This window comes from Deltaproteobacteria bacterium GWC2_65_14, assembly GCA_001797615.1.
In the GTDB taxonomy this organism is placed as follows: Bacteria; Desulfobacterota; Deferrimicrobia; order Deferrimicrobiales; family Deferrimicrobiaceae; genus GWC2-65-14.
Window position 1 is genome coordinate 3175 of sequence record MGPV01000006.1, and the last position, 11013, is coordinate 14187.

Below are 11013 nucleotides of genomic sequence, written 5' to 3' on the forward strand. Positions count from 1 at the left end.
CTTCCCCGCCAGGTCGGTGTAGGTCGTGTAGGAGATCCGGCGGCTTTCGGCCCATTTCCCCACGTTCGCGTAGTCGACGCAGAGCATCGAAGTGATGAAGTCGCGCTGGTTCCCCATGCAGACGCACTCCTTGATGTAGGGGGAGAACTTCAGCTTGTTCTCGATGAACTGCGGGGAGAAGCGGGTGCCGTCGTTCAGGTGCATCACGTCCTTCACCCGGTCGATGACGATCAGGTGGCCGCCCTCGGTGAAGTAGCCGGCGTCCCCGGAATGGAGCCATCCGCCCGCCAGCGTCTTCTCCGTCTCTTCGGGACTCTTGTAGTACCCCAGGAAGACCGAAGAGCTCCGGGAGAGGATCTCCCCCGACTCCGAGATCATGATCTCGGTCTCGGGGATCGGCTTGCCCACCGAGTCGAAGTGGATGTCGCCCTCCCGGTGGATGCAGGAGATCCCGGAGATCTCCGTCTGGCCGTAGATCTGCTTGAGGTTCACTCCCATCGCGTTGAAGAACTTGAAGACGTCGGGTCCGAGCGCTGCGCCTCCGGTGGAAGCGGTCCGGATCCGCAGCAGCCCCAGCCGGTCCTTGAGCGCGCGGAAGACGAGATAGTAGGCCAGCCGGTGCTTGAGCATGAGGGATAGCGACGGCTTCTGCTTGCAGAACACGGCGTCCGCGTACTCGTATCCGACGGGGAGCGCCCAGTTGTACATGGCCCGCTTGAGCCGGGAGGCGTCCATCACCTTCACCTGGACGGTGGAGGTCATGTTCTCCCAGATGCGGGGGGGGGAAAACATGATGCTCGGCCCGATCTCCCGGATATTCTCCTGGACCGTCTCCGGCTTCTCCGGGAAGTTCACCGTGAAGCCGGTCAGCAGCGCGCTGGAGAGGCACATCATCTGCTCCCCGATCCAGGCCAGGGGGAGGAAAGAGACGAACTCGTCGGACTCCCGCTTCGGGTCGACCTCCATCAGGTTCGCCGCCATCAGGAGCAGGTTCCGGAAGGAGAGCATCGCTCCCTTCGGGAACCCGGTCGTCCCGGAGGTGTAGCAGATCAGCGCCAGGTCCTCGAGGGCCGACGCCTCGAGGTTCCGCGCGTAGAGATCCGGCTCCCTCTGCTCGAGCTCCCGCCCGAAGTTCTCCACCTCCTGAAAGTCGAGGAGGAAGGGCTCCTTGTATCCGCGCATCCCCCGGGGGTCGGTGTAGATGACGTACCGGACCTTCGGGAGCTGTTCCTTCATGTCGAGGATCTTGTCGACCTGCTCCTGGTCCTCCGCCACCACGAAGGAGGAGTCGGAGTGGTCGATGACGTAGGAGACCTCCTTCAGGGTCGAATCCTGGTAGAGCCCCAGGGGAACGGCCCCGGCCGCCTGCGCCGCCACCTCGGCCCAGACCCATTCGGGACGGTTGTCCCCGATGATGGCGACCTTGTCCCCCCGGGAGAGCCCCAGCGAAACCAGCCCGAGGGAGAAGTACTTCACGTGCTCGTGGTACTCCTCCCAGGTGAACTCCTGCCAGATCCCGAACTCCTTCTCCCGCATGGCGACCTTCCGGTCGCCGAACCGCTCCGCGTTCCGGAGGAGCAGCTTCGGAAAGGTGTCGTGCCGCTCGAGGATCGTCTTCATCGCCCTTCAGCGCGCCTCCAGCTCCTTCAGAAAATCGTCCTCCTCGCCGATGTAGGCAGCGATCACGTGCGGGTCGTTCGCCACCTCGGCCGGCTCCCCTTCGGAGATCTTGACCCCGAAATCGAGGACGCTCACCCGGTGGCTGATGTCCATCACCACCCCCAGGTCGTGCTCGATCAGCAGGACGGTGATCCCCCACTCCTCGTTGATGTCGAGTATGAAGCGGGCCATGTCCTCCTTCTCCTCGAGGTTCATCCCCGCCATCGGCTCGTCCACCAGCAGCAGCTTCGGCTTGAGGGAGAGCGCGCGGGCCAGCTCGACCCGCTTCCGGAGGCCGTACGGAAGGGTGCCGACCGGTTTTTTCCGGATGTTCTCGATCTCGAGGAAGTCGATGATGTCCTCCACCACCTTCCGGTTCTCGATCTCCTCGTTCCGGGCGGGGCCGAGGAAGATCCCCCCGAGGAAGACCCCCCGTTTCAGGAACAGATGGCGCCCGAGCATCAGGTTGTCCAGCACCGTCATGTGGTGAAAGAGGGCGATGTTCTGGAAGGTCCGGGCGATCCCGAGGGGGGCGATCCGGTGGGGGCTCATCCCCGTGAGTTTCCGGTCCTCGAAGTAGACCGCTCCCCGCTGCGGGCGGTAGACGCAGGAGATGCAGTTGAAGACCGAGGTCTTCCCCGCGCCGTTCGGGCCGATGATCGCGTGGATCTTCCCCTTTTCCACATCGATCGATACGCCGTTGATCGCCTTGACCCCCCCGAACGACAGGTGAACGTCCTCGACCTTGAGCAGCGGCATCCGGTATCCTCAGTAATGGGTAATCCTGGTATACTAACCCAATCCGCGTGCGCTCCGACAAACAATGTTTTCAAATATCTATCGGGATGGATATAGGTGACTTATTGGCGGTTATGCCTGCATTCCTGAACCATTTTCCACGCGTTGCAGGCCTGTCGCTCCGTTCTTTCCGGCATTTCTGCCCGCCCGAAGCCCGGATCACGGCACGCTCGATGAAATTCTCACGCTCCCGCACATTCCCGGGCCAGTCCTTCGTTCCGCACCACTCCCTCCGTGTCCACTCCCTCCGTTGATTCCCGGGCTTGCCTATTGTACTATCAGTGGTATGGATGCGACGGTCCTGATTCCCATCGCCGTTCTCGTGGCCGGGTCGATCGCGATCATCCTCACCGTCTACATGTACCGGTGATGGATCCGGGCGCGGGGAAATCCGGAAGGACACCGTTGCGGGCGGGCGATCCTGCACGGCTCGCCGTTGTCCTGTCGCTTTGCGCCCTGCTTTCCGCCCTTCCCGCCGCCGCGGATATCTACCGTTGGGTGGACGGCCAGGGAACGGTTCATTTCACGGACGACCTCTCGAACGTTCCCCCTTCCGCCCGAGGGGCGGCGACGCCGTTCGTGCGGGAGGGTCCGGGATCCCGGGGAACCGTTTCCGTGTTGGAGCCGCCGCCGGACAGGCCGACGGCCCTCACCCCTTCCGATACTGCAGGGGGCGCCCCCGGGACGCCGGAATCGGGTGCCTCCCGCGAAGCGCTGCTGGGGCAGATCGAGCAGAGAAAGGCGAAAATCTCCGCCAAGGAACAGCATATCCAGGCGGTGGACCGGAAACGGTCGCTGGCCCTGAACCCCCTGAGAAACCGGCTCGTCGACGAAGTGGACCTCGACCTCTACAGGAAGTACCAGCAAGAGCTTCCCGAAGACCGGGAACAGCTCCGGCGTCTCGAGGAGGATCTCTCCTCGCTCAGGTGACCCGGAACTCCCCCGGAAGGGGGGAGACGACCCGCACCCGCTCTCCCGTTTCCGGGTGAACGAACTCCACTTCCCCCGCATGGAGCAGCAGGCGCCCCTTGCCCGGTCCCTCGTCGGGTACCGCGGAATAGCGGCGGTCCCCGACGACCGGAAATCCCGCGGCCGCGAGATGCGCCCGGATCTGGTGCCGCTTCCCGCGCACGATCTCCGCACGGACCAGGGTGCACCTCTCCCCTTCGAGGACAGGCGTGATTGTCGTCCAGCGTCCCGGATCGGGATCGGCCCCGTCGGCCCGCACCCGGATAGTTTCGCCTCCTTCGCTCTCGATTCGGCCGGAGAGAACCCTTTTTTCGCGCATCCGTCCCGTCACGACGCAGAAATAGACCTTCCGGATCCTCCCCTGTTCCCGCTCCCGCGACAGGAACGACAGGGCCTCTCCGGTGAGAGCGGCCGGAACCGCCCCGCTCGTGGAATAGTCCAGCCTCGTCAGCAGCGTAAGTCCCGGAGCGGAGGAGATCTCCGAAACGAACGGAAATCTCTCGAGGAGAAAGCCGGCCAGCGTTCCCGCCTCCCGGGGCCTGTGCGGCTCGGTATGGATATCGGGAGGCTTGTTCAGAATCGCCACGACCCCGTCTTCGTAGAGGACCGACGCCCCGGGGGGGTCGCCCTTCTCCGGAAGCCAGTCCGTTTCTTCCGCGATTTTCCGGATCGACACCCGGTCTCCCCCCCGGAGAAATCGTCCCTTCGCGCCGGGCTGCCCGTTGACCGTCACATCCCCCGCCCCGATCGCGAACCGCACGCTTTTCGCCGGAAGTTCCGGCATCCGGGCCCGGAGGAACCGGTCCAGCCGAAGGCCTGACTCCCCATCCTCCACCACCAGTGAGATCCGCGCCCGCATGACCGTCCGGGATTCCCGAGCAGACTGCCGCGGGAACCATTTTCTCCATGCATTACAAATAGTTTGTCAACCATTCTACCTCCGGTTCCCCCCGGAGGGAAAGAGAAACTTCCAGGGGTCCGAATCGGGTTGACACCCTTTCCGTTTCCGTATACTGTATACACATAAACGCTTGCGGCCGCAGCGGCCTCTCGAAGCTGCTGATGGGAAGCGTGGCGCAGAAGGTGATGGTCACGACGAAGCGCCCGGTCATGCTGGTCAAGCCGGAGCGCACCCACGCGACCCGCGTGGATGAGGTGGATATGTTTTTAGGCGCGCACTGACGCATCAACCGGCGGGGAACCTCTCCCCCGGCGCCCCCTTCACCGGAGGTCGCCGGAGGACGTTTCCCATCATCGCGCGCCGGGCGCCCGGCCTCTCCTCCCCCCCCAAGCAGGATGCCGGGCGCCTTTCCTTTCCCTATTCCTTCCCCCCTTCGGGAAGCGCCGTGGCCTTGAGAATCGTGACCGGTTCCCGGGGGACGTCCTGGAACATCGAGGCTCGGCCGCTGGGGACGGCCCGGATCTTGTCCACCACGTCCATCCCCTCGATCACCTTCCCGAACACCGCGTAGCCGAACCCGCGGGGAGACGCGTCCATGTGGTTCAGGAAGTCGTTGTCCACCACATTGATGAAAAACTGGGCCGTGGCGGAATCCACCACGTTCGTCCGGGCCATCGCGATCGTCCCCCGGTCGTTCTTCAACCCGTTTCCGGCCTCGTTCCTGATCGGGGGATGCGTGGGGCGCTTTTCCTGCATCTCCTTCGTGAAGCCGCCCCCCTGGATCATGAATTCCTTGATCACCCGGTGGAAGATCAGCCCGTCGTAGTGCCCCTCCCCCACGTAGGTGAGGAAGTTCTTCACCGATACCGGAGCCTTCTCCGGGTAGAGCTCCACCTTGATCTTTCCCTTGCTCGTTTCCAGCAGGACCACGGGATTGCCTCCTTTCGGGGCGGCATCCGCCGCGGAGACGAATCCTGTGAACAGGATCAGCAGCACCGGCAGGACGAACGCGTTGCGCAACGAAACACCCCCGTCTACGGAATTTGGAAAACCCTATTGTAGGGACTTTTCGGAAAAGAGGGAAGAAGAGGAAGGGGGCGGCAGGGGAAAGGATTCTTCCCGGTGCCGCCCCCCGTAGAGAGTGACTGTCTGCGGATCCTGGCTAGTTCATCTGCAGATTGCTCGGGGCCGACGGAGACTTGGTCGGTACGTTCCAGGACAGGGCCGAGGCCAGCGAGGAGTCGACGCCAGAAACCGTGGCCTTGCAGGTGAAATAGATGATCGAGCCCCGCGGCATGCCTGAGGTGTCCACGTTGAAGGTCCTCGACGTCGAACTCCCGGCCGATCCGAGGGTATTGAGGCCCGTCAGGCTGGAGTTCGTCGTCCAGTAGGCCTGGTACGTCACCGTCGCGCTCCCGATCGAGGTCCCGTCGGTGTACGTGGTAACGGCGTTCCAGGACAGGGTCTCCGCGCTCGCGGATGCGGCGAACGATACGGCAAACAGCATGAGCAGCAGTGCGGGAAACCACCTTTTTCTCATACGTCCTCCCAGGGGTTTCAGATATGGTCCCATGCGATCGGTTGGGAAAAGGGCGACTTCGAACCGTCCACCCCGACGGCACGGATGGACAGGTAGGAACGGGGGCCGGGCGGGAGAAACGGCAGGAGATTGACCAGCTGGAATTCGGACACCAGGACCTGGTTGTCCACGGCGTTCACCTCGGCCATGTGGGAATCCGCTTCGGTGAAGCTTGGGTCCTGGCGGATATAGAACTCGTAATAGTCCAGATCCATAAGGGGATTCAGCGGAGTGGCGTCGACATAGGTGGTCGGGGGATCCCAGGCCAGGACCGTTGCGATGGCACCGGGAACCGTGCCGGAGGCTCCTCCCTCCGCGCCCGCACCCCCGCATCCCATGCTCCACACCGATGCAACGGCCACCCACACCGCAAGCGACAGAATCCAGACCCGCCTCATTGTGCCTCTCCCCATCCATGTCGGGAACCGTATCGGTTCCTCCCCATACCTTTTCAAAGGGTGTGCCCGACCGGAACCGGGGAAAGAGGCAATAGAGAACGAGGACTAACCTGCCGATTTCATTACGGATAGAATGGGAGTCTTTGGGCCGGAGAGATGCGGACGCTGCCTTGCGGATTTCAAATCCGTCAGGTCTTTGCCAAATCCGAAAAGGGGAACCGGCCTGTGCCGGGACGAGATGCGGGAGGGTTTCCGGCCGGCAACCGCCTACGGAACCGTTTCGCCCTGTTCCTCGACCCTCCGGACGACCGTGAACCCCGCCCTCTCGAGCATCCTGCCGAACAGATCCGCGCAGGCGGACGCCCGGGAGAGCCGGTCCGACCGGAACACCACCCGCACCCGATACTCCCCTTCCAGCATCGGGTAGGAGCCGACCCGCACGTCCGGGAACGCCTCCATGGCCTCCCGCATGATCCCGGCGTAGGAGGACTCCGGCGCCCCGCTGTATAGGGTCACCCGGCTTTTCCGCACCCCGGAAACCAGCGGCTTCACCCAGTCGATCATGACGTGGAGAAGTTGGGGGATCCCCGGGAAGGCCGCCATCCGGGCGACGTGGAACCCGGGGGCCGCGCTCACCGGATTCGGGATCAGCTCGGCCCCCTGCGGAACCTGGGCCATGAGCAGGCGGCTCTCGCTGATCCGGTCGCCGTAGTACCGTTCCAGCGCCGCCCTCGCATCGGGGTGCACGACGAGCGGCACTCCCGCGACCCGGGCCACCGCCTCCCTCGTGATGTCGTCCGGGGTCGGACCGATCCCCCCGGTGAGGATCAGCAGGTCGGTCTCCTCGAGGTACCTCCGCAGATGCCTCACCACGGTGGACACGTCGTCGGGGAGGATCGCGCAGAGGACCACCTCCGCCCCCCACCCGTTCAGCAGGGGAATCAGGTGGGCGATGTTGCTTTCCCGGACCTCCCCGCCGAGCACCTCATCGCCGAGAACGACGATTCCCACTCGTTTCCCCATGGGTCCCCCCTTTCCCTTTCGCCGCGGAACCATCTTACCCGAGGGTTCCTGAAAAATCATTGACCCGGCGCGCGACAAGTCTCGGCCTTCAGGTCGGGGAAGGATAGCGCGGACGGCGTAGCCGTCCTTTGGGTGGTCAGTGCGACGTCTGCTGCTGTTCGATGTACTGGCGGATGATTCCGACAGGTGCGCCGCCACAGCTACCGGCAAAGTAGCTTGGCGACCAGAGCGCACCACCCCATAGCTTCTTGCGGATGTTCGGATAGTTCTTCTTCCGCATGAGGCGACTGGATACGCCTTTCAGGCTATTCACCAACGTCGACACCGCCACCTTTGGCGGATAGTTCACCAGCAGGTGCACATGATCGTCCTCGCCGTCGAACTCCACCAGTTCCGCCTCGAAGTCGCGGCAGATCTTGGCGAAGATGCCGCGCAGGTCGTCGAGAATGGCTTTGGTGAACACGCCACGCCTATATTTCGTCACAAAGACCAAATGGACGTGCATCAGAGACACACAGTGCCGGCCGTGTCGAATATCCTTGTCATGGTTCATAGACCAAACTATACTCCAGGGATGAAACGTCGGCAAGCCTATAAATACGAGCTACAGCCAAACGGCGACCAGCAGCGCCGGATGCGCCGCTTCGCCGGGTCGTGTCGGTTCGTGTTCAACAAGGCTTTGGCGTTGCAGAAACAGCGGTACGAGCAGGGTGAGAAGAAGCTTGGTTATGCCGGGTTGTGCAAGCTGCTCACCGAATGGCGCAACAGCGTGGACACGGCATGGCTGGCCGATGCGCCCGTCCATCCGTTGCAACAGACGCTCAAGGATTTGGAACGCGCCTACACCAATTTCTTCGCCAAGCGGGCGGATTTTCCCCGCTTCAGGAAAAAGGGGCGGGGCGACGGTTTCCGCTATCCCGACCCGAAACAGATCAAGCTCGATCAAGCCAACAGCCGCATCTTCCTGCCGAAGCTCGGCTGGCTACGCTATCGCAACAGCCGCGAGGTATTGGGGACGGTGAGAAACGTCACCGTCAGCCCGTCGGGCGGCAAGTGGTATTTCAGTATCCAGACAGAGCGGGAGGTGGAACAGCCGGTACACCCGTCCGGCTCGATGGTCGGCGTCGACATGGGCATTGTCCGTTTCGCCACCCTCTCCGACGGCACCGTGTTCGAGCCGCTCAATAGCTTCAAGAAACACCAGCAGCGCCTGGCCCGGTATCAGCGGGCGATGAGCCGCAAGCAGAAGTTCAGCAACAACTGGAAGAAAGCGAAAGCCAAAGTCCAAAAGATTCACACCCTTATCGCCAACGCCCGGCGCGACTACCTGCACAAAGCCACGACCACGATCAGCCAAAACCACGCGATCGTGTGCATCGAGGACTTGCAGGTACGCAACATGTCGAAGTCGGCGGCGGGTAGCAGAGAGAAGCCGGGCAAGAACGTCCGCGCCAAATCCGGACTGAACCGCTCTATCCTCGATCAAGGCTGGTTCGAGTTCAGGCGGCAACTGGAGTACAAACAGGCTTGGGGCGGAGGATATGTCATCGCGGTGCCACCGCGCAATACCAGCAGGACGTGTCCGGCCTGCCGGCAGGTGTCGGCGGACAACCGTCAGACCCAAGTCCGGTTTGCGTGCGTGGAATGCGGTTACGAGAATCACGCCGATCACGTCGGCGCGATCAATGTGTTAGCGGCAGGGCATGCCGTGATAGCCTGCGAAGAGCCGGTGCAGTCAGGCCGCTCGGCGAAGCAGGAACCCACCGAAGCGACTCAGGCGGTTTCCGCGTGAGCGCCGTAGGAATCCCCCGGATTCAGGCGGGGGAGGATGTCAAAGCGGGTTCCGGGAAACCGTACCGTGGGGATGCATTCCGGGGGAAACCATCGTGAAAAAATCCGTGACATACGCCTCCGCCGGGGTCGACATCGCCGAGGGAGACCGGATGGTTTCGCGGATCCGGTCCGCCGTCCGCTCGACCCGCCGCCGGGAGGTTCTGGGGGACATCGGCGGATTCGCTGGCTTTTTCCGCTTTCCGGCCTCGAAGTACAAGGACCCCGTGCTCGTTTCGGGGACCGACGGCGTCGGGACGAAGGTCAAGGTGGCCGCGATGGCCGGGATCTTCGGCACCGTCGGCATCGACCTGGTCGCCATGTGCGTGAACGACATCCTCGTCCACGGGGCGGAGCCGCTCTTCTTTCTCGACTACTACGCCACCGGAAAGCTCTCGGCCGAGACGGGAGCAGAGATCGTCTCCGGAATCGCGGCGGGATGCCGCGAGGCGGGGTGCGCCCTCCTCGGCGGGGAGACGGCGGAGATGCCCTCGGTCTACGCCCGGGGGGAATTCGATCTGGCGGGATTCGCCGTCGGAGCGGTGGAGCGTGCGAGGATCGTCGACGGGAGCGGCGTCCGGGCGGGCGACATCCTCATCGGGCTGGCCTCGACCGGGCTTCACAGCAACGGGTATTCCCTCGCGCGAAAGATCGTGTTCGAGAGAATGCGGAAACGGGTCGGTTCCCGCATTCCGGAATGGGGGTGCACGGTGGCGGAGGAGCTGCTCCGCCCGACCCGGATCTACGTCCGCCCGGTCCTCTCCCTCGCGAAGAAGGTGCGGATCCGGGGGATGGCCCATATCACGGGGGGCGGGATTCCCGGGAACCTTCCCCGGTCCGTTCCCCCCGGCCTGTGCGCGGAGGTGGAGCGGGACAGCTGGCCCGTGCACCCGGTGTTCCGGTCATTGTGCGACGCCGGCCGGCTTCCGGGTGCGGAAGCCTACCGGACCTTCAACATGGGGCTCGGGATGATCCTGATCGTCCGTCCGCGAGACGGCGAGGCGGCCCTCCGCCACTTCCGGAGGGCGTCGGTTCCCGCCTACCGGATCGGGGAGATCCGGAAAACGGGATCGGGGCCGTCCGGAGTCCGGTTTCTCGGGAGGGCACGATGAGCGAAAGACCCCCGATCGCGGTCCTCATCTCCGGCAGCGGCTCGAATCTGCAGGCGATCATCGACGCCTCCGAACGGGGCGAGATCCCCTGCCGTGTGGCGCTGGTCGTCAGCAACAAGGAGGATGCCTACGGACTCGTGCGGGCCGCAACGCACGGGATTCCGACGGAAGTCGTCCGCCACCGGGACTTTCCGACCCGGGAGTCCTTCGATGCGCGGCTGGTCGAGACGATCCGCGCGAACGGCGCGGAACTGGTCTGCCTCGCCGGGTTCATGCGGATCCTGACCCCGGTGTTCGTCGGGGCCTTCCCGAACCGGATCCTCAACATCCACCCTGCGCTCCTCCCCTCCTTCCCGGGCACCCACGGGCCGAAGCAGGCGCTGGAATACGGCGTCCGTTTCTCCGGCTGCACGGTCCACTATCTCGACGAGGGGGTCGACACGGGCCCGGTCGTCGTCCAGGCGGTCGTGCCGGTCTACGACGACGACACGGAGGAGTCGCTGGCCGCGCGGATCCTGGTCCAGGAGCACCGGATCTATCCGATGGCGATCCGCCTCCATCTCCAGGGGAAGCTGAGGATCGAGGGGAGGCGCGTGACGATCGAGGGGGAGCCGCGGATCCCGGAGTTCTTCCACCGAAACCCGGACGCCTGACCCGGCTGAAACCAGGGACGGTCCTGGAGAACGCTCTCACCATCTCCAACCCGTTGTCGTGTAGTGCGATCCTTTCTGCCATTGCAACCTT

General features: G+C 63.8%; 11 protein-coding genes and 1 pseudogene (1 of these 12 only partly in view). 4 read left to right on the plus strand and 8 right to left on the minus strand.

Translation table 11 applies throughout. The features are described 5' to 3' along the window. Both A2X88_09760 and A2X88_09765 read right to left on the minus strand, forming a co-directional pair. A pseudogene (locus A2X88_09760) lies at positions 1–1620 on the minus strand (long-chain fatty acid--CoA ligase) (it extends 288 nt beyond the left edge of the window). Positions 1621–1626: 6 nt separating this feature from the next. Beyond that, a complete protein-coding gene (locus A2X88_09765) occupies positions 1627–2418 on the minus strand; it encodes an ABC transporter ATP-binding protein (protein OGP35685.1) in 792 nt (263 codons plus the stop codon). 444 nt (positions 2419–2862) lie between these two features. Between A2X88_09765 and A2X88_09770 the strand changes: the two genes are divergently transcribed. Beyond that, the gene (locus tag A2X88_09770) at positions 2863–3387 is read left to right on the plus strand and encodes a hypothetical protein (protein OGP35686.1); all 525 of its coding nucleotides are present in this window, start codon (positions 2863–2865) and stop codon (positions 3385–3387) included. Here A2X88_09770 and A2X88_09775 read toward each other — a convergent pair. From A2X88_09775 to A2X88_09800, 6 genes are all read right to left on the minus strand, one after another. After that, on the minus strand, positions 3380–4285 hold the full coding sequence (locus A2X88_09775) for a hypothetical protein (GenBank protein OGP35687.1): 906 nt from the start codon (positions 4283–4285) through the stop codon (positions 3380–3382). The two genes, A2X88_09770 and A2X88_09775, sit on opposite strands and share 8 nt — an antisense overlap. Positions 4286–4744: 459 nt before the next feature. Then, entirely contained in the window at positions 4745–5347 is a 603-nt protein-coding gene (locus A2X88_09780; protein ID OGP35688.1) for a hypothetical protein, read from the minus strand. Positions 5348–5489: 142 nt separating this feature from the next. Continuing rightward, positions 5490–5867, minus strand: coding sequence for a hypothetical protein (locus tag A2X88_09785; GenBank protein OGP35689.1), 378 nt, complete (start codon positions 5865–5867; stop codon positions 5490–5492). A gap of 17 nt (positions 5868–5884) precedes the next feature. Continuing rightward, positions 5885–6304 carry a hypothetical protein gene (locus A2X88_09790; GenBank protein ID OGP35690.1) on the minus strand — a complete coding sequence of 140 codons (420 nt, stop codon included), beginning with the start codon at positions 6302–6304 and terminating at the stop codon, positions 5885–5887. Positions 6305–6571: 267 nt separating this feature from the next. After that, positions 6572–7360 (minus strand): hypothetical protein, encoded by a 789-nt coding sequence (locus A2X88_09795; protein OGP35691.1) that lies wholly within the window; start codon positions 7358–7360, stop codon positions 6572–6574. A 103-nt stretch (positions 7361–7463) separates the two neighbouring features. After that, a complete protein-coding gene (locus A2X88_09800) occupies positions 7464–7880 on the minus strand; it encodes a transposase (protein OGP35692.1) in 417 nt (138 codons plus the stop codon). Between the two features lie 21 nt (positions 7881–7901). On the opposite strand from A2X88_09800, the gene A2X88_09805 reads away from it, so the two are divergent. The 3 genes from A2X88_09805 (at position 7902) to A2X88_09815 (ending at position 10922) form a co-directional block, all read left to right on the plus strand. After that, positions 7902–9119 carry a transposase gene (locus A2X88_09805; protein OGP35693.1) on the plus strand — a complete coding sequence of 406 codons (1218 nt, stop codon included), beginning with the start codon at positions 7902–7904 and terminating at the stop codon, positions 9117–9119. A gap of 151 nt (positions 9120–9270) precedes the next feature. Then, positions 9271–10269, plus strand: coding sequence for a phosphoribosylformylglycinamidine cyclo-ligase (locus A2X88_09810; protein OGP35695.1), 999 nt, complete (start codon positions 9271–9273; stop codon positions 10267–10269). Next, positions 10266–10922: a phosphoribosylglycinamide formyltransferase gene (locus tag A2X88_09815; GenBank protein OGP35694.1), complete on the plus strand. Its 657-nt coding sequence runs from the start codon at positions 10266–10268 to the stop codon at positions 10920–10922. Before A2X88_09810 ends, A2X88_09815 begins: the two co-directional genes overlap by 4 nt. The last annotated feature ends 91 nt before the right edge of the window (positions 10923–11013 follow it).

Bases quoted from the DNA above. Each gene is read 5' to 3' on its own strand.
- A2X88_09765 (OGP35685.1), bottom strand. From the start codon at position 2,418: ATGCCGCTGCTCAAGGTCGAGGACGTTCACCTGTCGTTCGGGGGGGTC.
- A2X88_09775 (OGP35687.1), bottom strand. From the start codon at position 4,285: ATGCGGGCGCGGATCTCACTGGTGGTGGAGGATGGGGAGTCAGGCCTT.
- A2X88_09785 (OGP35689.1), bottom strand. From the start codon at position 5,867: ATGAGAAAAAGGTGGTTTCCCGCACTGCTGCTCATGCTGTTTGCCGTA.
- A2X88_09790 (OGP35690.1), bottom strand. From the start codon at position 6,304: ATGAGGCGGGTCTGGATTCTGTCGCTTGCGGTGTGGGTGGCCGTTGCA.
- A2X88_09795 (OGP35691.1), bottom strand. From the start codon at position 7,360: ATGGTTCCGCGGCGAAAGGGAAAGGGGGGACCCATGGGGAAACGAGTG.
- A2X88_09800 (OGP35692.1), bottom strand. From the start codon at position 7,880: ATGAACCATGACAAGGATATTCGACACGGCCGGCACTGTGTGTCTCTG.
- A2X88_09805 (OGP35693.1), top strand. From the start codon at position 7,902: ATGAAACGTCGGCAAGCCTATAAATACGAGCTACAGCCAAACGGCGAC.
- A2X88_09810 (OGP35695.1), top strand. From the start codon at position 9,271: ATGGTTTCGCGGATCCGGTCCGCCGTCCGCTCGACCCGCCGCCGGGAG.
- A2X88_09815 (OGP35694.1), top strand. From the start codon at position 10,266: ATGAGCGAAAGACCCCCGATCGCGGTCCTCATCTCCGGCAGCGGCTCG.